This is a genomic window from Rhizobium sp. CCGE531 (genome assembly GCF_003627795.1).
Classification (GTDB): Bacteria; Pseudomonadota; Alphaproteobacteria; order Rhizobiales; family Rhizobiaceae; genus Rhizobium.
Genome location: NZ_CP032684.1, coordinates 1,596,085 through 1,618,137, shown reverse-complemented (window position 1 = coordinate 1,618,137; position 22,053 = coordinate 1,596,085). Strand labels below are relative to the sequence as shown.

Sequence of the window (22,053 nt, the reverse complement as noted above, 5' to 3'; positions counted from 1 at the left end):
TTCGCGTGATCCTTACTTCTTCTTGCCTTCTTTGCGGACGATCCGCTCGCCGGCATACTTAACGCCCTTGCCCTTGTAGGGCTCAGGACCGCGATATTCCCGGATTTCAGCGGCAACCTGGCCGACCTGCTGCTTGTTGATGCCGGTGACGACGATTTCCGTCGGCTTCGGCACAGCGATCGTGATGCCTTCCGGCGGCTCGTAGATCACGTCGTGGCTGAAGCCGAGCGCGAGCTGCAGGTTCTTGCCCTGCAGGGCGGCACGGTAGCCGACGCCGTTGATTTCGAGCTTGCGCTCGTAGCCGTCCTTAACACCCTTCAGGATGTTCTCGACCATCGTGCGGGACATGCCCCACTTTGCGCGAGCATCCTTGGAGTCGTTGAGCGGCGTCACGACGATTGCATTATTTTCCAGCTTGAGACCGATTTCGTCGTTAGCGACGAAAAACAGCTCGCCCTTGGGGCCCTTCGCAGTCACTTTCTGGCCATCAACCGTGGCCGTGATCCCTGCAGGTACCTGAACGGGCTTCTTACCGATACGAGACATTTTTCAAACCTGTCTGTTTCGAAGGAGATCTCTGTTCGATCTTAGAAGACCGAGCAGAGAACCTCGCCACCAACATTCTGTTCGCGAGCCTGGTGATCGGCCATCACACCCTTCGGAGTCGAAAGGATGGTGATGCCGAGACCGTTCGCGACCTGCGGAATGGACTTAACCGAGACATAAACTCGGCGGCCCGGCTTGGACACGCGGCCGATCTCACGGATCACCGACGAGCCTTCGTAGTACTTCAGCTCGATGCTGAGCTCAGACTTGCCGTTGCCGAAATCGACGACGGAGTAGCCACGGATGTAGCCTTCAGCCTGCAGAACATCGAGAACACGTGCACGGAGCTTGGACGCAGGCGTCGAAACCGACGACTTGCGACGCGAAGCGCCATTGCGGATGCGGGTGAGCATATCGCCCAAAGGATCAGTCATGGTCATCTAATCTGCTCCTTACCAGCTCGACTTGACGATGCCCGGCACCTTGCCGAGATTGCCGAGTTCACGCAGCGCGATACGCGACATGCGCAGTTTGCGGTAATAGGCGCGCGGACGGCCAGACACTTCGCAACGATTGCGAATACGGGTCTTCGATCCATCGCGCGGGAGCGATGCCAGCTTCAGAGTGGCCTTGAACCGGTCTTCGATCGAGAGAGACTGGTTCATGATGATTGCCTTCAGAGCAGCCCGCTTCGCGGTCTGGTTGGCAACCGTATTGCGGCGGCGCTTGTTCTTTTCAACTGCGCTTGTCTTCGCCATATCAGGTTTCCTTTTCTACGCTCGTCGTTACGGTTATTGACGGAACGGGAAGTTGAACTCTTTCAGAAGAGCCCGCGCTTCGTCGTCGGTCGTCGCCGTCGTGCAAACGATGATGTCCATGCCCCACATCTGATCAACCTTGTCGTAGTTGATCTCAGGGAACACAATGTGCTCCTTGATGCCCATGGCGAAATTGCCACGACCGTCAAAGCTCTTCGGGTTCAGGCCGCGGAAGTCGCGAACGCGCGGAAGCGCGATGTTGACCAGGCGATCCAGGAACTCATACATGCGGGCGCCGCGCAGCGTCACCTTGGCGCCGATCGGCATGTTCTCGCGGACCTTGAAGCCAGCGATGGAGTTGCGTGCGTGGGTGATGACCGGCTTCTGGCCAGCGATGGCCGCCAGGTCGGCAGCAGCAACGGTCGGCTTCTTCGAATCAGCCGTCGCTTCGCCAACACCCATGTTGATCACGATCTTGTCCAGCTTCGGGATCTGCATCTCGTTAGCGTAGGAGAACTTCTCCTGCAGGGCTGCACGGATGCGAGCAACGTATTCCTTCTTGAGCCGCGGCTCGTACTTTGCCTCAGCCATCGATCACTTCTCCCGAGGTCTTGGCCACACGGACCTTCTTGCCATCCACAACCTTGAAACCGACGCGGGTCGGCTTGCCGTCCCTATCGACGATCGCAATGTTGGAAAGGTGAAGCGAGGCTTCCTTGCTGATGATGCCGGCTTCCTGGCTCTGCGTCTGGCGCTGGTGGCGCTTTACGACGTTGACGCCACGAACTAACGCGCGATCTTCCTTCGGCAACACTTGAATAACTTCACCGGTGCGGCCCTTGTCCTTACCGGTCAATACGACGACCTTGTCGCCCTTACGGATCTTTTGCATCGCTCCGCTCCTTACAGTACTTCTGGAGCCAGCGAGATGATCTTCATATGGTTCTTGGCGCGCAGTTCGCGCGGAACCGGTCCGAAGATACGGGTGCCGATCGGCTCTTTCTTGTTGTCGATGAGGACTGCTGCGTTGGTATCGAAGCGGATGACGCTGCCATCCGGACGACGGATGTCCTTGGCGGTACGAACGACAACCGCCTTCATCACGTCACCTTTCTTCACACGGCCGCGCGGGATAGCTTCCTTGATCGAAACGACGATGACGTCGCCGATCGAGGCATACTTGCGCTTCGAGCCGCCCAGCACCTTGATGCACATTACACGACGTGCGCCGGAATTATCCGCCACGTCGAGGTTTGTTTGCATCTGAATCATGTCAGGTCGCCTTCTTGTTGTTACCGGAATGGTTGGGTCAAACGACCCCCTACCCCGGCTTATGGACTAGTGTCTTGTCTGATTATGCCTGGCTTCGGGACCACTGGGGTCGTCTCTGCCGGCCATCAACAAAGCAAAAGAACGCTCGTTCTCGAGCGTCCTGCTTCCAAGCTCGTGCTTCATACAGATATTTCGCCCAAGCGCAAGGGCTTGAGCGAAATTCTGTTACTTGGTCTGGGCGGGAACGACCGTCCAGGTCTTGTCCTTGGAAATCGGCGCGCATTCCTCGATGGAAACGGTGTCGCCGATTTTGTACTGATTGTTCTCGTCGTGAGCCTTGTACTTCTTGGAACGACGAACAGTCTTCTGGAGCAGCGGATGAGCGAAACGACGCTCTACGCGGACTACTACCGTCTTCTCGTTCTTGTCGCTGACCACGACGCCCTGCAGAATGCGCTTCGGCATGTTATTTTTCCTTTAGGCCTTTGCTTCTGCCGCCTTCTGGCGGGCAATGGTTTTCACGCGAGCGATGTCCTTGCGGACTTCGTTGATGCGCGAGGACTTCTCAAGCTGGCCGGTCGCCTTCTGAAAGCGCAGATTGAACTGCTCCTTCTTCAGCTTGGCAAGCTCGTCCTTGAGTTGGTCGGCGCTCAGGGCGCGAACATCTGCGGCTTTCATGAGCTTCTTCCTTACTCTGCAATGCGCTGCACAAAGCGCGTCTTGACCGAGAGCTTGGCGGAACCAAGGCGCAGAGCCTCACGAGCGATTTCTTCGCTCACACCATCGATCTCGAACATCATACGGCCGGGCTTGACCTTGCATGCCCAGTATTCGACAGAGCCCTTACCCTTACCCATGCGGACTTCGGTCGGCTTCTTGGTTACCGGAACATCCGGGAACACGCGGATCCACACACGGCCGGCACGCTTCATATAACGGGTGATCGCGCGGCGAGCCGCTTCGATCTCACGAGCGTTGACGCGGTTAGGCTCCTGCGACTTCAGGCCGAATTCGCCGAACGCGAGATCAGAACCACCCTTGGCAACGCCCTTGATGCGGCCCTTGAATTGCTTGCGGTACTTCGTACGCTTTGGCTGCAACATTTTCTTATTCTCCGAACTTATCTGCCACGTACGCTATCAAGCGTTATCGCGGCGACGGTCTCTATCGCGATCACGGCTAGCCGGACCCTGGGCGTCGCCCTCGAGCGCGCGGCGTTCGGAGGCCATCGGATCGTGCTCAAGGATTTCGCCCTTGAAGATCCAAACCTTGATGCCGCAGATGCCGAAAGCGGTTTCTGCTTCAGCCGTACCGTAGTCGATGTCGGCGCGCAGCGTATGCAGCGGCACGCGGCCTTCGCGGTACCATTCCGTACGAGCGATTTCCGCGCCGCCAAGACGGCCGGCGCAAGTGATCTTGATGCCTTCGGCGCCAAGACGCATCGCGGACTGAACGGCGCGCTTCATGGCGCGACGGAAAGCAACACGGCGCTCGAGCTGCTGAGCGATCGACTGGGCAACCAGCGTCGCGTCGATTTCCGGCTTGCGCACTTCAACGATGTTGAGGTGCGTTTCGGAATTCGTCATGTCCGACAGCTTCTTGCGGAGCTTGTCGATGTCAGCGCCCTTCTTGCCGATGATCAGGCCCGGACGAGCCGAGTGGATCGTGACGCGGCACTTCTTGTGCGGACGCTCGATAACCACCTTGGAGATACCGGCCTGCTTCAGTTCGTTCATGACGAACTTGCGCATCTTCAGGTCTTCGTGAAGGAGCTGGCCGTACTCGGCATTGTCCGCAAACCAGCGGCTATCCCAGGTACGGTTGATGCCGAGACGAAAACCGATCGGATTGATTTTCTGACCCATTATGCGGCCTCCCCTTGAGCTTCAACTTCACGGACGACGATCGTCAGGTGCGCGAACGGGCGCTCGATACGAGACGCGCGGCCGCGGCCACGAGCGTGGAAACGCTTCATGACGATCGACTTGCCGACGTAAGCTTCCGCTACGACCAGCGAGTCAACATCGAGATCGTGGTTGTTCTCGGCGTTGGCGATCGCAGATTCGAGCGTCTTCTTGACGGCGCCTGCGATGCGCTTACGGGAGAATTCCAGTTCTGCGAGTGCGCGATCAACCTTCTTGCCGCGGATCGAAGCCGCAACCAGGTTGAGCTTCTGCGGGCTGACGCGGAGCGTGCGCGCAACTGCCTGCGCTTCATTGTCCTTCAGCCGGCGTTCGGCTTTTGCCTTGCCCATTGTTACTTCCTCTTCGCCTTCTTGTCCGCGCCGTGACCATAGTAGGTGCGGGTCGGGGCGAACTCACCGAATTTGTGACCGACCATGTCTTCGTTGACGCTGACCGGAATGTGCTTGCTGCCGTTGTAGACACCGAAGGTGAGGCCTACGAACTGCGGCATGATCGTGGAACGACGGCTCCACATCTTGATTATTTCACTACGTCCGCCTTCGCGCACCTTCTCAGCCTTCTTGAGAAGATAGCCGTCAACAAACGGACCTTTCCATACTGAACGAGCCACTTGAGACTTCCTCTCTTACTTCTTGCGCTGATGGCGCGAGCGCATAATCATCTTGTCGGTCGACTTGTTCGACCGCGTACGCTTGCCCTTGGTCGGCTTGCCCCATGGGGTCACCGGATGGCGACCACCGGAGGTGCGGCCTTCACCACCGCCGTGCGGATGGTCGACCGGGTTCATGACAACACCGCGGTTATGCGGCTTCTTGCCACGCCAACGCGAACGACCGGCCTTGCCATCGTTGATGTTGCCGTGATCAGGGTTCGAAACCGCGCCGATCGAAGCAAGGCAAGTGCCATGCACGAGGCGCTGTTCACCGGAGTTCAGGCGAAGGATCGCCATACCCTGGTCACGACCGACGAGCTGGGCGTAGGAACCGGCGGAACGCGCGATCTGACCGCCCTTGCCCGGCTTCATTTCCACGTTGTGGATGATGGAGCCGACCGGGATGAACTGAAGCGGCATGGTGTTGCCCGGCTTCACGTCCACAGCCTTTTCCGAAGCAATGACCTTGTCGCCGGAAGCGAGACGCTGCGGAGCGAGAACGTAGGCCAGTTCGCCGTCCGTGTACTTCACCAGAGCGATGTAAGCGGTACGGTTCGGATCGTATTCGATGCGCTCGACGGTTCCTTCGACGTCGAACTTGCGACGCTTGAAGTCGACCAGACGATAGGTACGCTTGTGACCGCCACCCTGGAAACGCACGGTGATGCGGCCGGTGTTGTTGCGGCCGCCCTTGGAGGTCAGGCCTTCCGTCAGCGCCTTGACCGGCTTGCCCTTGTAGAGCGAAGAACGGTCGACGATGACCAGCTGACGCTGGCTCGGGGTCGTCGGATTGAATGTTTTCAATGCCATTTTCTTATTCCTCAGAGACCGGTGGAGACGTCGATCGACTGGCCTTCGGCGAGCGTCACAACAGCCTTCTTCACGTCCTTCTGCTTGCCGACGAGACCCTTGAACCGCTTGGTCTTGCCGAGGCGCAGCAGAGTGTTAACGGCCGTAACCTTCACGCCGAAGAGCGCTTCGACGGCAGCCTTGATTTCAGGCTTCGTCGCGTTCTTGGCAACGTTGAAAACAACCTGGTTATTGTCCGAAAGCAGCGTGGACTTTTCGGTGATCGCAGGAGAAACGATCACATCATAATGGCGAAGATCCGTCACTTGAATCGCTCCTCTAGAGCTTCAACTGCGGCCTTGGACAGCACGAGCTTGCCGCGGCGCAGGATGTCGTAAACGTTGATGCCCTGAACCGGCAGAACATCGATGTTCGGGATGTTCTGGGCTGCGAGCTTGAAGTTGCTGTCGAGCTCAGCGCCGCCGATGAACAGAGCGTTCGTCAGGCCGAGCGTCTCGAAAGCGCCGGCGAGTGCCTTGGTCTTGGCGTCGGTTGCGACGAGATCGTCAATGACGATCACGTCTTCAGCCCTGAACTTGGCCGAGAGAGCGTGACGCAGGCCGAGGGCGCGAACCTTCTTCGGCAGATCGTGCTCGTGGCTGCGGGCGACCGGGCCGTGAGCCTTACCACCGCCGCGGAACTGCGGAGCGCGAGCCGAATGGTGACGAGCGCGGCCCGTACCCTTCTGCTTGTACATCTTGGCACCGGTGCGCGATACGTCCGCGCGGCCCTTTGCCTGGTGCGTGCCCTGCTGCTTCTTGGCAAGCTGCCAGCGAATGACGCGGGCAAGAATGTCTTCACGCGGCTCGAGGCCGAAAATCGCGTCAGAAAGGGAAACCTTCCCAGCGTCTTTGCCCTCAAGGGTCTTGACGTTCAATTCCATTGGTTTGGCTCCCTTACTTCGCTGCCGACTTGACGGCGTCGCGCACGATGATCCAGGCACCCTTGGAGCCGGGAACCGCACCCTTGACGAGGATCAGACCACGATCTTCATCGGTCGAAACCACTTCAAGGTTCTGCGTCGTCACGCGCGTCTGGCCCATGTGACCAGCCATCTTCTTGTTCTTGAACACCTTGCCCGGATCCTGGCGCGAGCCGGTCGAACCGTGCGAGCGGTGCGAAACCGACACACCGTGCGTGGCGCGCAGACCGCCGAAGCCGTGGCGCTTGATGGCGCCGGCAAAGCCCTTACCGATCGTCGTGCCGGTCACGTCGACGAGCTGACCCGCCGTGAAGTGAGCGGCCTTGAGCTCGGTACCGACGTCGAGCAGGTTGTCGTCCGTAACACGGAATTCAACGAGCTTGGCCTTCGGCTCAACGCTTGCGACGGCGAAATGACCGCGCAGGGCCTTCGTCGTGTTCTTAACTTTAGCCTGGCCGGCACCCAGCTGAACTGCGGTGTAGCCATTCTTCTCAACTGTGCGCTGGGCTACGACCTGGCAGCCATCCAAACGCAATACGGTTACCGGGACATGCTCGCCGGCGTCGTTATAGACGCGGGTCATTCCCACCTTCTGTGCAATCACACCTGAACGCATCGGTTCAATCCTTCTCACTCAGCTCGAGAACCAGGTCTCAGAGCTTGATCTCAACATCGACACCGGCGGCGAGATCGAGCTTCATCAGCGCGTCTACCGTCTGCGGGGTCGGGTCAACGATGTCGAGAAGGCGCTTATGCGTGCGCATCTCGAACTGCTCGCGGCTCTTCTTGTCGATGTGCGGGGACCGGTTGACCGTGAACTTCTCGATACGGGTCGGAAGCGGAACGGGGCCCCGGACACTAGCACCGGTGCGCTTCGCCGTCGACACGATCTCGCGCGTGGAAGCATCGAGAATCCGGTGATCGAACGCCTTCAGGCGAATGCGGATATTTTGGCCGTTCATTCGACGTTATCCTTGTGTTTTGTTATCTCGCGTGCCGCTCAAAAAGGGCACGGATTGTTCTTTTCCTAAGGCGGATCACCGGTTTCAAAGATCGAGAGGGACGCCGGCTACGGAATCCCCATCCACTCTTCAGACCTTTCGGCCCACCTTCATTGTTAATCGCATTGGCCGCTTCGCTATATGCGAAGCAGTGCTCAAATCGCGCTCGCGCGCCATTTGCAACATTTCCATGTCATAAGCAAGCGGCTACCGCCGCTTGCATCATATTATTGTCATCGAATCGGCCACTCGGATGGAGTGGCCGCCTTCGAATTACTCGACGATCGAAGCAACGATGCCTGCGCCGACGGTACGGCCGCCTTCGCGGATCGCGAAGCGCAGCTTTTCTTCCATCGCGATCGGAACGATCAGCTCAACCGCTACCGTGACGTTGTCGCCCGGCATGACCATTTCCGTGCCTTCCGGAAGCGTCACGATGCCAGTCACGTCCGTCGTGCGGAAGTAGAACTGCGGACGGTAGTTCGTGAAGAACGGCGTATGACGGCCGCCTTCTTCCTTCGTCAGGATGTAGGCTTCGGCCATGAACTTCTTGTGCGGCTTGACAGAGCCCGGCTTGCACAGAATCTGGCCACGCTCGACGCCGTCACGGTTCACACCGCGAACCAGTGCGCCGATGTTGTCGCCGGCCTGGCCCTGATCGAGCAGCTTGCGGAACATTTCAACGCCGGTCACCGTCGTCTTCGACGTCGCGCGGATGCCGACGATCTCGACTTCTTCGCCAACCTTGACGATACCGCGCTCGACGCGGCCCGTCACAACCGTACCACGGCCGGAGATCGAGAACACGTCTTCGATCGGCATCAGGAACGGCTGGTCGATCGGACGCTCAGGCGTCGGGATGTAGGCGTCAACAGCAGCCATCAGCTCGCGGATCGCGTCTTCGCCGATCTTCTTGTCCGAATCTTCAAGAGCGGCAAGCGCCGAACCCTTGACAACCGGAATGTCGTCGCCCGGGAAGTCGTAGGACGACAGAAGTTCGCGAACTTCGAGCTCGACCAGCTCCAGAAGCTCAGCGTCGTCAACCTGGTCGACCTTGTTCAGGAACACCACGATCGCCGGAACGCCAACCTGGCGGGCAAGCAGGATGTGCTCGCGCGTCTGCGGCATCGGGCCGTCGGCGGCCGAGCAAACCAGGATCGCGCCGTCCATCTGTGCGGCACCGGTGATCATGTTCTTCACATAGTCGGCGTGGCCGGGGCAGTCGACGTGCGCATAGTGGCGAGCCGGCGTCTCATACTCGACGTGCGCCGTCGAGATCGTGATGCCGCGCGCCTTTTCTTCCGGAGCGGCGTCGATCTGGTCATACGCCTTGAACTCGCCGAAGTACTTCGTGATCGCCGCCGTCAGGGACGTCTTGCCGTGGTCAACGTGCCCGATCGTGCCGATGTTAACGTGCGGCTTATTGCGCTCAAACTTACTCTTTGCCATTTTCGGCTCTCCATTTTTCCTGTCCCCGAGGGGATCAATTCTTGTTATCGGTCAATTGGTATTCCGGTCACTTCTGACCGGAATACTTTGCCTGGATTTCCTGTGCGACGTTCGACGGAACCGGCGCGTAATGATCGAAGGTCATCGTGTACTGTGCACGACCCTGAGACATCGAACGCAGGTTATCGACGTACTTGAACATGTTCGCCAGCGGGACGTTCGCGTTGATGACAACGGCGATACCGCGGCTTTCCTGGCCCTGGATCTGGCCACGACGGGAGTTCAGGTCGCCAATGACGTCGCCGACGTAATCTTCCGGCGTCACGACTTCGACCTTCATCATCGGCTCGAGGAGCTGGGCGCCTGCTTCGCGGGCTGCTTCACGGAAGCAAGCGCGCGAAGCAATTTCGAAGGCCAGAACCGACGAGTCGACGTCGTGGAAGGCACCATCGATGAGCGTCGCCTTGACGCCGAGCATCGGGAAGCCAGCCAGCGGACCCGAAGACAGAACGCTCTCGATGCCCTTCTGAACGCCCGGGACGTATTCCTTCGGAACAGAACCACCGACGATCTTCGACTCGAACTTGAAGTCGTCGCCTTCCGGGTTCGGTTCGAACACGATCTTGACGCGAGCGAACTGACCAGTACCACCCGACTGCTTCTTGTGGGTGTAGTCCTTTTCCGTCTGACGCGTGATGGTTTCGCGGTAGGCAACCTGCGGCGCGCCGACAGTTGCTTCGACCTTGAATTCACGACGCATACGATCGACGATGATGTCGAGGTGAAGCTCACCCATACCGGCGATGATCGTTTGGCCCGATTCCTGGTCCGTCTTTACGCGGAAGGACGGATCCTCGGCAGCCAGACGGTTGAGCGCGAGGCCCATCTTTTCCTGGTCGCCCTTGGTCTTCGGCTCGATGGCGATCTGAATGACCGGCTCGGGGAATTCCATGCGCTCGAGGATAACCGGCTTCAACGGGTCGCAGAGCGTATCGCCAGTGGTGGTTTCCTTGAGGCCGGCCAGAGCGACGATGTCGCCAGCGAAAGCTTCTTCGATGTCTTCACGCGAGTTCGAGTGCATCTGCAGCATACGGCCGACACGCTCGCGCTTGTCCTTGACCGTATTCATGACCGACGTGCCCTTTTCAAGCTTGCCGGAGTAGATGCGGGCGAAGGTCAGCGAACCGACGAAGGGGTCGTTCATGATCTTGAAGGCGAGCATGGAAAGCGGCTCGCTGTCATCAGGATGACGCTCGATCTCAGCTTCGGTCTTGACGTCGATACCCTTGATCGCCGGAATGTCGAGCGGCGACGGCAAATAGTCGACAACGGCGTCGAGCAGCGGCTGTACACCCTTGTTCTTGAAGGCAGTGCCGCAGAACATCGGATGGAACTTGACGTCGATCGTGCCGCGGCGAACGAGCGCACGGATCTGATCGTTGTCAGGCAGAATACCTTCCAGATAGGCTTCAGTCGCGGCTTCGTCGATGTCGACAACGGCCTCGATCAGCTTTTCGCGGTACTCGGCTGCCTTTGCCTTCATGTCTTCCGGGATTTCGACCACATCCCACTGAGCGCCGAGCGATTCGTCGCGCCAGATGAGAGCATTCATCTCGATCAGATCGACAACGCCCTTGAATTCGGTTTCCGCACCGATCGGCAACTGCATGACAACGGCGATGGCGCCGAGGCGGGTCTTGATCATCTCGACAGAGCGGTAGAAGTCAGCGCCGGTCTTGTCCATCTTGTTGCAGAAGATCATGCGTGGAACATGATACTTCTCAGCCTGACGCCAGACGGTTTCCGTCTGCGGCTCAACGCCTGCGTTGGCATCGAGCAGAGCGATGGCGCCATCGAGAACGCGCAGCGAACGCTCGACTTCGATGGTGAAGTCGACGTGGCCGGGGGTGTCGATGATGTTGAAGCGGCGGGTCTTGCCGTCGCGGCCCTTCCAGTAGGTCGTGGTGGCAGCGGAGGTGATCGTGATGCCACGCTCCTGTTCCTGCTCCATCCAGTCCATGGTGGCCGCACCGTCGTGCACTTCGCCGATCTTGTGCGACTTGCCGGTGTAGTAAAGAATACGCTCGGTGGTGGTGGTCTTACCGGCGTCGATATGCGCCATGATACCGAAATTGCGGTAGTCTTCGATTTTATATTCGCGAGCCATAATGGACTGCCTTTCCGAAACCGTTCGGGATTACCAGCGATAATGCGAGAACGCACGGTTGGCATCAGCCATCTTGTGCGTGTCTTCGCGCTTCTTAACGGCAGCGCCGCGGTTGTTGGAGGCATCGAGAAGTTCGCCACTGAGGCGATCGACCATCGTCGTTTCGTTACGCTTGCGAGCAGCAGCGATCAGCCAGCGAATGGCCAGAGCCTGACGGCGCTCCGGACGAACATCGACCGGAACCTGGTACGTAGCACCACCAACGCGGCGCGAACGAACTTCAACGTGCGGAGCGATGTTATCCAAAGCCTGATGGAACACGCCGAGCGGCTCCTGCTTTGCCTTGCCCTGCACGGCGTCGAATGCGCCGTATACGATGTTTTCAGCTACGGACTTCTTGCCGTCGAGCATGATGGCATTCATGAACTTGGTAACAACCAGATCGCCGAACTTCGGGTCCGGGTTGATCTCGCGCTTTTCTGCTCTGTGACGTCTGGACATGTACTTCTCGTCTCTCAACTGTTAGCGGCGCTTTACCACGCGGAGAACCTCGCGCAGCGCCGGTTTATCTAAAACCGAATTACTTCGGACGCTTCGCACCGTACTTCGAACGGCGCTGCTTGCGGTTCTTGACACCCTGGGTATCGAGAACGCCGCGGATGATGTGATAACGGACACCCGGAAGGTCCTTAACGCGGCCGCCACGGATCATGACGACAGAGTGTTCCTGAAGGTTGTGACCTTCACCCGGAATGTAACCAATGACTTCGAAGCCGTTGGTCAGGCGGATCTTTGCGACCTTACGCAGAGCCGAGTTCGGCTTCTTCGGCGTCGTCGTGTAGACGCGGGTGCAAACGCCGCGCTTCTGCGGGTTCTCCTGAAGAGCAGGAACCTTATTACGCTTTACCTGCGCCTGGCGAGGCTTGCGGATCAGCTGGTTTACGGTAGGCATTCAACCATCCCTTGTAAATCTATCTCGACACCCTTACGGGCATGACTCTCGCCGTCACCGGCAACGACACACGTTCGTCTCAATGCGCAAAACGTGGCCCGATCCGCTTTCGCAGATGGACCACAGAAAAGCAGAGGACGCCGAAAATGGCGTCTTGCGTGCAGCATTCGTGTCTTCAACGTGCGTTTAGAACCTTGTTTGAGGTGAACTCCAGGGCGAGTCGCCCCGAACAGCCATGCCTCACATGGGTTCCGATGGCGGCGGTACTACTGGTTTCCCGCCGGTTCGTCAAGGCCGGTTAAGAAATTATCTTTGTCACAAAGGCCTGAAAGGCCGGGCAAACCAGCCATTTGACGCATGGGATACGGAAATGCCGCCCCTTCGGCAAGATGGACTTTGGTATTTCGCCAAAATCCCTATAAGGAATCACTGAAAGGTAATTCCACCCGACGACCCGAGGCGACCGCCGGGAATCGCCGGGCCGATTCGACAGTCCCGAAGGAAGTATGATGATTACTACGCCAGACAACGACAACAATTCCGACGGCCCCATGGTCTTCATCATCATCGGCAAAGGCTACGAGACCGACGGCGGCGAAGGCATTGACCTGCATGTCATGCTGAAAGCGCCGGATGACGATACCGCCGTGCGCGAGGCACTCAACGCACTTGCCGAGGAAGGCTTCATCGAGGCCGACCTCGACCAGATCGGCCTGCTGACAGACATCCCGGACGAGGAGCCGCACGCCTCCGCCTATCAGGGCGCACTCGAGGGCGAAGTCGCCATCATCCGCTTCCGCTGACGGAACCGCCCGGCGGAGGCCAACCGCCCTCGCCTATTCGATTTCACGCTAAGCAAAAAAAGAAACCGCCCGGATCGCTCCGGGCGGTTTTCATTTCTCTCGCTTCGGTACCGATTACTCGGCCGGGCTGTTCTCGCTGGCGAGATCCTGCAGCATCGGCGTTGCGACGCCGGCACCCGTGCCCTTGCGACGCTCTTCCAGGATGAGCTCGTCGCGCGCCGTGGCGATGCGGCGGATCTGCGTCATGGTACCGCCAGTACCGGCCGGGATAAGACGGCCGACAATGACGTTTTCCTTCAGACCCTGCAGACCGTCGGTCTTGCCGGCGATAGCAGCTTCGGTCAGCACCTTTGTCGTTTCCTGGAAGGAAGCGGCCGAGATGAAGGACGGCGTCTGTAGCGATGCCTTGGTGATGCCGAGCAGGACCGGATCGCCGTAGGCCGGCTTCTTGCCTTCTTCGATCAGCGTATCGTTCATGTCGTCGAGTTCGATACGATCGACGTTGTCACCGACGATGTACTGGCTGTCGCCCGCATCGGTGATCTCTACCTTCTGCAGCATCTGACGAACAATCACCTCGATGTGCTTGTCGTTGATGACAACGCCCTGCAAGCGGTAGACTTCCTGGATTTCGTTGACCAGGTAGGAAGCCAAAGCCTCCACGCCCTTAATCGCCAGGATGTCGTGCGGAGCCGGGTTACCGTCAAGGATATAATCACCCTTTTCGATATAGTCGCCGTCCTGAAGGTGGAAGGGCTTGCCCTTCGGGATCAGGTACTCGACCGGCTCGACACCGTCTTCCGCCGGCTCGATGATGACGCGACGCTTGTTCTTGTAGTCGCGGCCGAGGCGGATCGTACCATCGATCTCAGCGATGATGGCGTGGTCCTTCGGACGACGGGCTTCGAACAGTTCGGCAACACGCGGCAGACCACCGGTGATGTCCTTGGTCTTGGCGCTTTCCAGCGGCGAACGGGCGAGAACGTCACCCTGCGACACCTTCGTCCCCGGCTCGACCGACAGGATCGCTTCGACCGAGAGCAGGAAGCGGGCTTCGCCGCCACGCGACAGCTTGGCGACATTGCCGCTGGCGTCCTTGATGACGATCGCCGGCTTCAGATCGGAGCCGCGCGGCGTCGAGCGCCAGTCAATAACCTGACGCTTGGTGATGCCGGTGGATTCGTCCGTCGCTTCGAGAACCGAGAGGCCATCGACGACGTCTTCGAAGTGAACCGTACCGGCCACTTCCGTCATCATCGGACGGGTATACGGATCCCATTCCGCCAGACGCTGGCCACGCTTGACCTTGTCGCCTTCGTCGACGTGGAGCTTCGAACCGTAGGCGACGCGCTGCGAGGAACGCTCGACGCCACGCTCGTCCAGGATCTGCACCGCCATGTTACGACCCATGGCAACGAGATTGCCTTCGGAGTTACGCAGCATGTTGCGGTTCTTGATCTGAACGGTGCCTTCGTAAGAGGCTTCCAGGAACGACTGGTCGACCACGGTCGCAGTACCGCCCAAGTGGAAGGTACGCATGGTCAGCTGCGTGCCAGGCTCACCGATCGACTGCGCGGCGATAACGCCGACAGCTTCACCGAGGTTGACTGGCGTACCGCGAGCCAGGTCGCGGCCGTAGCAGACACCGCAGACGCCGGTCTGGATTTCGCAGGTCAGTGCCGAACGGATACGGATCGACTGGATACCAGCCTTCTCGATCTCGATGACATCAGGCTCCAGGATCATCCGGCCGGCATCGACGATGCGCTCACCCGTGATCGGATGATCGATATCGTCAAGCGCCGTACGACCAAGGATGCGGGCGCCGATCGAGGCGACGACCTGACCGGCATCGACGATGGCGGTCATGGTGAGGCCATTCTCCGTGCCGCAATCGACATGCGTGACGATGCAATCCTGCGCGACGTCGACGAGACGGCGGGTCAGGTAACCGGAGTTTGCGGTCTTCAAGGCGGTGTCGGCCAGACCCTTACGGGCACCGTGGGTCGAGTTGAAGTACTCGTTAACGGTCAAGCCTTCCTTGAAGTTCGAGATGATCGGCGTCTCGATGATTTCGCCTGACGGCTTGGCCATGAGGCCGCGCATGCCGCCCAGCTGACGCATCTGGTTCGGCGAACCACGAGCACCCGAGTGGCTCATCATGTAGATCGAGTTCATCGGCTTCTGGCGACCAGTCGCTTCGTCGAATTCGACGGCCTTAATACGGGCCATCATTTCTTCGGCGACCTTTTCCGTGGCCTTGCCCCAGGCGTCGACGACCTTGTTGTACTTTTCGCCCTGGGTGATCAGGCCGTCATTGTACTGCTGCTCGTATTCCTTCACGAGTGCTTCGGTATCGCCGACGATCTTGACCTTCGTATCCGGGATGACCATGTCGTCCTTGCCGAACGAAATGCCGGCGCGGCAGGCATGGGAGAAGCCGAGCTGCATGATACGGTCGCAGAAAATGACCGTGTCCTTCTGACCGCAATGACGGTAGACCGTGTCGATCATCTTCGAGATGTTCTTCTTGGTCATTTCCTGGTTGCAGATGTCGAAGGTCACCTTGCCGTGCTTCGGCAGCAGTTCGCCGATCAGCAGGCGGCCAGGCGTGGTTTCGTAGATCTTCGAATATGGCTTCCCATCTTCGCCGACCGACTTGAAGCGGCCGCGGATCTTCGAGTGCAGCGTCACAACCTTGTTTTCGAGGGCGTGATGCAGTTCGCCGAGGTCGGAGAAGGCCATGCCTTCGCCCGGCTCGTTCTGGTTCAGGATCGACAGGTAGTACAGGCCGAGAACCATGTCCTGCGAGGGAACGATGATCGGCGCGCCGTTTGCCGGATGCAGAATGTTGTTGGTCGACATCATCAGCACGCGGGCTTCAAGCTGGGCTTCCAGCGAGAGCGGCACGTGAACAGCCATCTGGTCGCCGTCGAAGTCGGCGTTGAAGGCCGTGCAGACGAGCGGATGCAGCTGGATAGCCTTGCCTTCGACCAGCATGGGTTCGAAGGCCTGGATGCCCAGGCGGTGCAGCGTCGGTGCGCGGTTCAAGAGAACCGGATGCTCGCGGATGACCTCGTCGAGGATATCCCAGACTTCCGGCTTTTCCTTTTCGACCAGCTTCTTGGCCTGCTTGACGGTCGAGGAATAACCCTTCGCGTCGAGGCGGGCGTAGATGAACGGCTTGAACAGCTCGAGCGCCATCTTCTTCGGCAGGCCGCACTGATGCAGCTTCAACTCCGGACCGGTCACGATGACCGAACGACCGGAATAGTCGACGCGCTTGCCGAGCAAGTTCTGACGGAAGCGGCCCTGCTTGCCCTTGAGCATGTCGGACAGCGACTTCAGCGGACGCTTGTTGGCGCCGGTGATGACGCGGCCACGGCGGCCGTTGTCGAACAGCGCATCGACAGATTCCTGCAGCATGCGCTTTTCGTTACGGATGATGATGCCCGGAGCGCGCAGTTCGATGAGGCGCTTCAGACGATTGTTACGGTTGATGACGCGGCGATACAGATCGTTCAGATCCGAGGTCGCGAAGCGGCCGCCATCGAGCGGAACCAGCGGGCGCAGGTCCGGCGGGATGACCGGGACGACCTTCATGATCATCCATTCCGGACGATTGCCCGACTCCATGAAGTTCTCGACGATCTTCAGGCGCTTCATCAGCTTCTTCTGCTTGAGATCCGACGTCGTCTCGGCAAGCTCGGAGCGCAGGTCGCCGGCGATCTTTTCGAGCTGCATGCTGGCCAGCATCTCGTAGATCGCTTCAGCGCCGATCATGGCGGTGAACTGGTCTTCGCCATATTCGTCGACGGCGAGCATGTACTCTTCTTCCGAGAGAAGCTGATGCTCCTTCAGAGCGGTCAGGCCCGGCTCGGTGACGATGTAGTTTTCGAAGTAGAGAACGCGCTCCACATCCTTCAGCGTCATGTCGAGCAGCGTCGAAATGCGCGACGGAAGCGACTTCAGGAACCAGATGTGGGCAACGGGAGCTGCAAGCTCGATATGGCCCATGCGCTCACGGCGAACGCGCGACAGCGTGACTTCGACGCCGCACTTTTCGCAGATGATGCCTTTGTACTTCATGCGCTTGTACTTGCCGCACAGGCACTCGTAGTCCTTGATCGGTCCGAAGATTCGCGCGCAGAAAAGACCATCGCGTTCCGGCTTGAACGTACGATAGTTGATCGTTTCCGGCTTCTTGATCTCGCCATAAGACCAGGAAAGAATCTTCTCCGGAGACGCAATCGAAATCCGGATGGAATCGAAATTCTGCGCAGGCACCTGCGGATTGAAAAGATTCATGACCTCTTGGTTCATGCCTATCTCCTTTAGGGGCGAAACGCCCTCGAATTGCGAACAGTGCCGGCAAATCCCGGGAACCGGACTGACGCTTTAAAACCGCCTTGCGGCGCCATGCATCCGAGAGGACGCCGACGGCGCTGCAATATTCCAAGAGTGCGCGCTGACCGACAGCGCGCACTCGACAGGCTTTTACTCGGCTGCGTCCGGAAGCTGGCTTGCCGTCTGCAGATCGTCGACCTTGGAATTTTCCAGTTCGACGCTGAGGCCCAGCGAGCGCATTTCCTTGACGAGAACGTTGAAGCTTTCCGGAATGCCCGCTTCGAAGGTGTCGTCGCCACGAACAATGGCTTCGTAGACCTTGGTGCGGCCGGCCACGTCGTCCGACTTGACCGTGAGCATTTCCTGCAGCGTGTAGGCCGCACCGTAAGCTTCGAGCGCCCAGACTTCCATTTCGCCGAAGCGCTGACCGCCGAACTGTGCCTTGCCGCCCAGCGGCTGCTGGGTGACGAGCGAGTACGGACCGATCGAACGGGCGTGGATCTTGTCGTCGACAAGGTGGTTCAGCTTCAGCATGTAGATGTAGCCAACCGTGACCTGACGGTCGAACTGTTCGCCGGTACGTCCGTCGTACAGCGTCGACTGGCCGGTCTGCTTCAGACCTGCCATTGCCAGCATCTCGTTGACGTCGGCTTCGCCGGCGCCGTCGAAGACCGGGGTCGCGATGGACACGCCACGCTTCCACTGATCGGCCAGACGCAGAACCGAAGCGTCGTCATATTCGTGAACGTCATCGCTCTTCGGACCGTCGCCAACGACCATATCGATCGTCTGACGCAGAGGTTCGATGTTGCCGCTTGCCTTATAGGCCTCGATCAGATCGCCGATCTGACGGCCCATGCCGGCGCAAGCCCAGCCGAGGTGCGTCTCGAGGATCTGACCGACGTTCATGCGCGAGGGCACGCCGAGCGGGTTCAGCACGATGTCGACATGCGTGCCGTCTTCCAGGAACGGCATGTCTTCCACCGGAACAATGCGCGATACCACGCCCTTGTTGCCGTGACGGCCGGCCATCTTGTCGCCCGGCTGGATCTTGCGCTTCACAGCGACGAAGACCTTGACCATCTTCATGACGCCCGGAGGCATTTCGTCGCCGCGCTGGACCTTCTCGACCTTGTCCATGAAGCGCTGTTCAAGGCGCGACTTGGATTCGTCGTACTGACCACGCAGGGCTTCCAGCTCGCCCTGGACCTTTTCGTCCTCGACGGCGAACATCCACCATTGCGAACGCGGATATTCCGAAACGACGGCGTTCGACAGTTCGGTGCCCTTCTTGAAGCCCTTCGGACCAGCAAGAGCAACCTGACCGCGCAGCATCTCGACCAGGCGGCCGTAGACGTTGCGGTCGAGGATCGCCTGCTCGTCGTCGCGGTCCTTGGCGAGACGCTCGATCTCTTCGCGCTCGATCGCCATGGCGCGCTCGTCCTTCTCAACGCCGTGGCGATTGAAGACGCGAACTTCGACGACCGTACCGTAGGTGCCGGGCGGCATGCGCATGGAGGTATCGCGAACGTCGGACGCCTTTTCACCGAAGATGGCGCGCAGGAGCTTTTCTTCCGGCGTCATCGGGCTTTCGCCCTTCGGCGTGATCTTGCCGACGAGAATATCGCCCGGCTGAACTTCGGCGCCAATGTAAACGATGCCGGCTTCGTCCAGGTTCTTCAGCGCCTCTTCCGAAACGTTCGGAATATCGCGGGTGATTTCTTCCGGACCGAGCTTGGTGTCGCGCGCCATCACTTCGAATTCCTCGATGTGAATGGAGGTGAACACGTCGTCGGCAACGATACGCTCGGAGAGCAGGATCGAGTCTTCGTAGTTGTAGCCGTTCCACGGCATGAACGCGACGAGCACGTTGCGGCCGAGAGCCAGATCGCCGAGGTCGGTCGACGGACCGTCTGCCAGGATGTCGCCCCGGTTGACCACGTCACCGACGGTGACCAGCGGACGCTGGTTGACGCAGGTGTTCTGGTTCGAACGCTGGAACTTCATCAGGCGATAGATATCGACACCCGACTTCGACGGATCGAGGTCTTCGGTGGCGCGGATAACGATACGCGTCGCGTCGACCTGGTCGACCACGCCGCCACGGCGGGCACCGATAGCAGCACCGGAGTCACGCGCGACGACCGGCTCCATGCCGGTGCCGACGAACGGGGCTTCGGCACGCAGAAGCGGCACGGCCTGACGCTGCATGTTCGAGCCCATGAGAGCGCGGTTGGCGTCGTCGTTTTCCAGGAACGGGATCAGAGCGGCGGCGACCGAAACCAGCTGCTTCGGCGAGACGTCCATCAGGTTGATGTTGTCGCGCGGAGCGAGCATGACTTCGCCGGCATGACGGCAGACGACGAATTCCTCGATGAAGGAGCCGTCGACGTCGAGCTCGGCGTTGGCCTGGGCAACGTAGTACTTCGCCTCTTCCATGGCAGAGAGGTAGAGCACGTCGTTGGTCACCTTACCGTCGATGATGCGGCGATAAGGGCTTTCGATGAAGCCGTACTTGTTGACGCGGGCAAAGGTCGCTAGCGAGTTGATGAGACCGATGTTCGGACCTTCCGGCGTTTCGATCGGGCAAATACGACCGTAGTGCGTCGGATGCACGTCGCGGACTTCGAAGCCGGCGCGCTCGCGGGTCAGACCACCCGGACCAAGAGCCGAAAGACGGCGCTTGTGGGTGATTTCCGAAAGCGGGTTCACCTGGTCCATGAACTGCGACAGCTGCGAGGAGCCGAAGAATTCGCGAACAGCGGCGGCGGCCGGCTTGGCGTTGATCAGATCCTGCGGCATGACCGTGTCGATTTCGATCGAGGACATGCGTTCCTTGATCGCACGCTCCATGCGCAGCAGGCCGAGACGATACTGATTTTCCATCAGCTCGCCGACCGAACGGACACGGCGGTTGCCGAGGTTGTCGATGTCGTCGATCTCGCCCTTGCCGTCGCGCAATTCCACAAGCATCCTGACCACGGCCAGGATGTCGTCCTTGCGCAGGACACGGACGGTGTCTTCGACGTCAAGGTCGAGGCGCATGTTCATCTTCACGCGGCCGACGGCGGAGAGGTCGTAACGCTCCGCATCGAAGAACAGCGAGTTGAACATGGCTTCGGCCGATTCCATGGTCGGCGGTTCACCCGGACGCATCACGCGGTAGATGTCGAACAGGGCGTCCTGACGGTTCTCGTTCTTGTCCGCAGACAGCGTGTTGCGGATGTAGGCGCCGACGTTGATGTGGTCGATGCCGAGAATCGGGATTTCTTCAAAGCCGGCCTTCAGGATGACCGGCAGGGTCTTCTCGTCGATTTCGTCGCCGGCTTCGAGATAGATCTCGCCGGTCTGGAAGTTGACGATGTCTTCCGCGAGGAAGAGGCCGTAAAGCTCTTCGTCCGTCGCCTTGAGGGCCTTCAGGCCCTTGTCCTGCAGCTGACGCAGCAGGCGCGGCGTCAGCTTCTTGCCGCCCTCGACAACGACTTCGCCGGTGTCGGCGTCGATCATGTCGGTAACGGTCTTGGCGCCCTTCAGCGTTTCCGCCTTGAAGGGAATGCGCCAGCCATTGCCGGAGCGCTCGTAGAGCGATTTCGTATAGAAGGTCGACAGGATTTCTTCGCCATCCATGCCGAGCGCCATCAGGAGCGACGTCACCGGAATCTTGCGGCGACGGTCGATACGGGCGTAGACGATGTCCTTGGCGTCGAATTCGATATCGAGCCAGGAGCCACGATACGGGATGACGCGAGCGGCAAAGAGCAGCTTGCCGGAAGAATGGCTCTTGCCCTTGTCGTGATCGAAGAAGACGCCAGGCGAACGGTGCATCTGGGAGACGATGACGCGCTCGGTGCCGTTCACGATGAAGGTACCGTTGTTCGTCATGAGCGGCATGTCGCCCATGTAGACGCTCTGTTCCTTGATGTCCTTGATGGACTTCGCGCCGGTATCCTCATCGATATCGAACACGATCAGACGGAGGGTCACCTTCAGCGGCGCTGCATAGGTCAGGTCGCGCTGGCGGCACTCATCGACGTCGAACTTCGGCGGCTCGAACTCATAGGAAACGAACTCCAGCATGGAAGCGCCGGAGAAATCGGTGATCGGGAACACCGACTTGAAGACAGTCTGAAGACCTTCGTCCGGGCGGCCGCCCTTCGGTTCTTCGACCATGAGAAACTGATCGTAGGACGCCTTTTGGACCTCGATGAGGTTCGGCATCTCCGCGACTTCGGGAATCTTACCAAAAAACTTGCGTACGCGCCTGCGACCATTGAAAGAAAGGGTCTGAGCCATCGTCGCTCCTTTAAAATCCTGCACCCGGGCCTGCAACGGACGGGAATCGCTGGCCAGGCGACCCCATCAATCAATGAGTAGTTCAATCTCGTCTAACTAACCAAAAACCGCTCGGCC

The 22,053-nt window shown here is 59.3% G+C and carries 24 protein-coding genes; 1 reads left to right on the top strand and 23 read right to left on the bottom strand.

Annotation, left to right across the window (positions count from 1 at the left end; translation table 11 throughout):
* Window positions 1–12: 12 nt before the first annotated feature.
* The 21 genes from rplF to rpsL form a co-directional block, all read right to left on the bottom strand.
* A complete protein-coding gene (gene rplF, locus CCGE531_RS07960) occupies window positions 13–546 on the bottom strand; it encodes a 50S ribosomal protein L6 (protein ID WP_120663688.1) in 534 nt (177 codons plus the stop codon).
* A 41-nt stretch (window positions 547–587) separates the two neighbouring features.
* Window positions 588–986, bottom strand: coding sequence for a 30S ribosomal protein S8 (gene rpsH, locus CCGE531_RS07955; protein WP_034480422.1), 399 nt, complete (start codon window positions 984–986; stop codon window positions 588–590).
* Between the two features lie 12 nt (window positions 987–998).
* Window positions 999–1,304: a 30S ribosomal protein S14 gene (rpsN, locus tag CCGE531_RS07950; protein WP_120663687.1), complete on the bottom strand. Its 306-nt coding sequence runs from the start codon at window positions 1,302–1,304 to the stop codon at window positions 999–1,001.
* Window positions 1,305–1,337: 33 nt separating this feature from the next.
* The gene (gene rplE, locus CCGE531_RS07945; protein WP_120663686.1) at window positions 1,338–1,895 is read right to left on the bottom strand and encodes a 50S ribosomal protein L5; all 558 of its coding nucleotides are present in this window, start codon (window positions 1,893–1,895) and stop codon (window positions 1,338–1,340) included.
* A complete protein-coding gene (rplX, locus tag CCGE531_RS07940; RefSeq protein WP_120663685.1) occupies window positions 1,888–2,196 on the bottom strand; it encodes a 50S ribosomal protein L24 in 309 nt (102 codons plus the stop codon). The genes rplE and rplX overlap by 8 nt, the downstream gene beginning before the upstream one ends.
* Before the next feature lie 11 nt (window positions 2,197–2,207).
* Window positions 2,208–2,576 carry a 50S ribosomal protein L14 gene (rplN, locus tag CCGE531_RS07935; RefSeq protein ID WP_003573790.1) on the bottom strand — a complete coding sequence of 123 codons (369 nt, stop codon included), beginning with the start codon at window positions 2,574–2,576 and terminating at the stop codon, window positions 2,208–2,210.
* Between the two features lie 225 nt (window positions 2,577–2,801).
* Window positions 2,802–3,041, bottom strand: coding sequence for a 30S ribosomal protein S17 (gene rpsQ / locus CCGE531_RS07930; protein ID WP_120663684.1), 240 nt, complete (start codon window positions 3,039–3,041; stop codon window positions 2,802–2,804).
* A gap of 12 nt (window positions 3,042–3,053) precedes the next feature.
* Entirely contained in the window at window positions 3,054–3,254 is a 201-nt protein-coding gene (gene rpmC / locus CCGE531_RS07925) for a 50S ribosomal protein L29 (RefSeq protein WP_007690763.1), read from the bottom strand.
* Between the two features lie 11 nt (window positions 3,255–3,265).
* On the bottom strand, window positions 3,266–3,679 hold the full coding sequence (gene rplP, locus CCGE531_RS07920) for a 50S ribosomal protein L16 (RefSeq protein ID WP_034480417.1): 414 nt from the start codon (window positions 3,677–3,679) through the stop codon (window positions 3,266–3,268).
* Between the two features lie 36 nt (window positions 3,680–3,715).
* Window positions 3,716–4,441, bottom strand: a complete 726-nt coding sequence (gene rpsC / locus CCGE531_RS07915) for a 30S ribosomal protein S3 (protein WP_004118393.1) — start codon at window positions 4,439–4,441, stop codon at window positions 3,716–3,718.
* Window positions 4,441–4,830, bottom strand: coding sequence for a 50S ribosomal protein L22 (rplV, locus tag CCGE531_RS07910; RefSeq protein ID WP_120663683.1), 390 nt, complete (start codon window positions 4,828–4,830; stop codon window positions 4,441–4,443). Before rplV ends, rpsC begins: the two co-directional genes overlap by 1 nt.
* Window positions 4,831–4,832: 2 nt before the next feature.
* Window positions 4,833–5,111 (bottom strand): 30S ribosomal protein S19, encoded by a 279-nt coding sequence (rpsS, locus tag CCGE531_RS07905; RefSeq protein WP_120663682.1) that lies wholly within the window; start codon window positions 5,109–5,111, stop codon window positions 4,833–4,835.
* Window positions 5,112–5,126: 15 nt separating this feature from the next.
* A complete protein-coding gene (gene rplB, locus CCGE531_RS07900) occupies window positions 5,127–5,963 on the bottom strand; it encodes a 50S ribosomal protein L2 (RefSeq protein WP_120663681.1) in 837 nt (278 codons plus the stop codon).
* An 11-nt stretch (window positions 5,964–5,974) separates the two neighbouring features.
* Window positions 5,975–6,268 carry a 50S ribosomal protein L23 gene (locus tag CCGE531_RS07895; protein ID WP_047634801.1) on the bottom strand — a complete coding sequence of 98 codons (294 nt, stop codon included), beginning with the start codon at window positions 6,266–6,268 and terminating at the stop codon, window positions 5,975–5,977.
* Window positions 6,265–6,885, bottom strand: coding sequence for a 50S ribosomal protein L4 (rplD, locus tag CCGE531_RS07890; RefSeq protein ID WP_120663680.1), 621 nt, complete (start codon window positions 6,883–6,885; stop codon window positions 6,265–6,267). Before rplD ends, CCGE531_RS07895 begins: the two co-directional genes overlap by 4 nt.
* Window positions 6,886–6,898: 13 nt before the next feature.
* On the bottom strand, window positions 6,899–7,540 hold the full coding sequence (rplC, locus tag CCGE531_RS07885; RefSeq protein WP_120663679.1) for a 50S ribosomal protein L3: 642 nt from the start codon (window positions 7,538–7,540) through the stop codon (window positions 6,899–6,901).
* A gap of 37 nt (window positions 7,541–7,577) precedes the next feature.
* Entirely contained in the window at window positions 7,578–7,886 is a 309-nt protein-coding gene (gene rpsJ, locus CCGE531_RS07880) for a 30S ribosomal protein S10 (RefSeq protein WP_003547547.1), read from the bottom strand.
* Between the two features lie 312 nt (window positions 7,887–8,198).
* Window positions 8,199–9,374 (bottom strand): elongation factor Tu, encoded by a 1,176-nt coding sequence (gene tuf / locus CCGE531_RS07875; RefSeq protein ID WP_003573803.1) that lies wholly within the window; start codon window positions 9,372–9,374, stop codon window positions 8,199–8,201.
* Window positions 9,375–9,441: 67 nt separating this feature from the next.
* Window positions 9,442–11,541, bottom strand: a complete 2,100-nt coding sequence (fusA, locus tag CCGE531_RS07870; protein WP_120663678.1) for an elongation factor G — start codon at window positions 11,539–11,541, stop codon at window positions 9,442–9,444.
* A gap of 30 nt (window positions 11,542–11,571) precedes the next feature.
* Entirely contained in the window at window positions 11,572–12,042 is a 471-nt protein-coding gene (rpsG, locus tag CCGE531_RS07865; RefSeq protein ID WP_034513449.1) for a 30S ribosomal protein S7, read from the bottom strand.
* 79 nt (window positions 12,043–12,121) lie between these two features.
* Window positions 12,122–12,493 carry a 30S ribosomal protein S12 gene (gene rpsL, locus CCGE531_RS07860; protein WP_003507760.1) on the bottom strand — a complete coding sequence of 124 codons (372 nt, stop codon included), beginning with the start codon at window positions 12,491–12,493 and terminating at the stop codon, window positions 12,122–12,124.
* Window positions 12,494–13,002: 509 nt separating this feature from the next.
* Between rpsL and CCGE531_RS07855 the strand changes: the two genes are divergently transcribed.
* Complete coding sequence (locus CCGE531_RS07855; protein WP_120663677.1) at window positions 13,003–13,296, top strand: transcriptional regulator; 294 nt, start codon at window positions 13,003–13,005, stop codon at window positions 13,294–13,296.
* Window positions 13,297–13,410: 114 nt separating this feature from the next.
* Here CCGE531_RS07855 and rpoC read toward each other — a convergent pair whose 3' ends face one another.
* Together rpoC and rpoB are read right to left on the bottom strand one after the other, a co-directional pair.
* Entirely contained in the window at window positions 13,411–17,619 is a 4,209-nt protein-coding gene (rpoC, locus tag CCGE531_RS07850; RefSeq protein ID WP_120663676.1) for a DNA-directed RNA polymerase subunit beta', read from the bottom strand.
* A gap of 174 nt (window positions 17,620–17,793) precedes the next feature.
* Window positions 17,794–21,936, bottom strand: coding sequence for a DNA-directed RNA polymerase subunit beta (gene rpoB, locus CCGE531_RS07845; protein ID WP_120663675.1), 4,143 nt, complete (start codon window positions 21,934–21,936; stop codon window positions 17,794–17,796).
* Window positions 21,937–22,053 lie beyond the last annotated feature (117 nt).

What these genes read in the sequence shown, in the direction of transcription:
- rpmC (WP_007690763.1), bottom strand. Translation starts at nt 3,254, where the DNA reads ATGAAAGCCGCAGATGTTCGCGCCCTGAGCGCCGACCAACTCAAGGAC.
- rplP (WP_034480417.1), bottom strand. Translation starts at nt 3,679, where the DNA reads ATGTTGCAGCCAAAGCGTACGAAGTACCGCAAGCAATTCAAGGGCCGC.
- rplC (WP_120663679.1), bottom strand. Translation starts at nt 7,540, where the DNA reads ATGCGTTCAGGTGTGATTGCACAGAAGGTGGGAATGACCCGCGTCTAT.
- rpsH (WP_034480422.1), bottom strand. Translation starts at nt 986, where the DNA reads ATGACCATGACTGATCCTTTGGGCGATATGCTCACCCGCATCCGCAAT.
- rplD (WP_120663680.1), bottom strand. Translation starts at nt 6,885, where the DNA reads ATGGAATTGAACGTCAAGACCCTTGAGGGCAAAGACGCTGGGAAGGTT.
- rpsL (WP_003507760.1), bottom strand. Translation starts at nt 12,493, where the DNA reads ATGCCTACCGTAAACCAGCTGATCCGCAAGCCTCGCCAGGCGCAGGTA.
- rpsJ (WP_003547547.1), bottom strand. Translation starts at nt 7,886, where the DNA reads ATGAACGGCCAAAATATCCGCATTCGCCTGAAGGCGTTCGATCACCGG.
- tuf (WP_003573803.1), bottom strand. Translation starts at nt 9,374, where the DNA reads ATGGCAAAGAGTAAGTTTGAGCGCAATAAGCCGCACGTTAACATCGGC.
- CCGE531_RS07855 (WP_120663677.1), top strand. Translation starts at nt 13,003, where the DNA reads ATGATTACTACGCCAGACAACGACAACAATTCCGACGGCCCCATGGTC.
- rpsC (WP_004118393.1), bottom strand. Translation starts at nt 4,441, where the DNA reads ATGGGTCAGAAAATCAATCCGATCGGTTTTCGTCTCGGCATCAACCGT.
- rplV (WP_120663683.1), bottom strand. Translation starts at nt 4,830, where the DNA reads ATGGGCAAGGCAAAAGCCGAACGCCGGCTGAAGGACAATGAAGCGCAG.
- rpoC (WP_120663676.1), bottom strand. Translation starts at nt 17,619, where the DNA reads ATGAACCAAGAGGTCATGAATCTTTTCAATCCGCAGGTGCCTGCGCAG.
- rplF (WP_120663688.1), bottom strand. Translation starts at nt 546, where the DNA reads ATGTCTCGTATCGGTAAGAAGCCCGTTCAGGTACCTGCAGGGATCACG.
- rplB (WP_120663681.1), bottom strand. Translation starts at nt 5,963, where the DNA reads ATGGCATTGAAAACATTCAATCCGACGACCCCGAGCCAGCGTCAGCTG.
- rpsQ (WP_120663684.1), bottom strand. Translation starts at nt 3,041, where the DNA reads ATGCCGAAGCGCATTCTGCAGGGCGTCGTGGTCAGCGACAAGAACGAG.
- rpsG (WP_034513449.1), bottom strand. Translation starts at nt 12,042, where the DNA reads ATGTCCAGACGTCACAGAGCAGAAAAGCGCGAGATCAACCCGGACCCG.
- fusA (WP_120663678.1), bottom strand. Translation starts at nt 11,541, where the DNA reads ATGGCTCGCGAATATAAAATCGAAGACTACCGCAATTTCGGTATCATG.
- rplN (WP_003573790.1), bottom strand. Translation starts at nt 2,576, where the DNA reads ATGATTCAGATGCAAACAAACCTCGACGTGGCGGATAATTCCGGCGCA.
- rplE (WP_120663686.1), bottom strand. Translation starts at nt 1,895, where the DNA reads ATGGCTGAGGCAAAGTACGAGCCGCGGCTCAAGAAGGAATACGTTGCT.
- rplX (WP_120663685.1), bottom strand. Translation starts at nt 2,196, where the DNA reads ATGCAAAAGATCCGTAAGGGCGACAAGGTCGTCGTATTGACCGGTAAG.
- rpoB (WP_120663675.1), bottom strand. Translation starts at nt 21,936, where the DNA reads ATGGCTCAGACCCTTTCTTTCAATGGTCGCAGGCGCGTACGCAAGTTT.
- rpsN (WP_120663687.1), bottom strand. Translation starts at nt 1,304, where the DNA reads ATGGCGAAGACAAGCGCAGTTGAAAAGAACAAGCGCCGCCGCAATACG.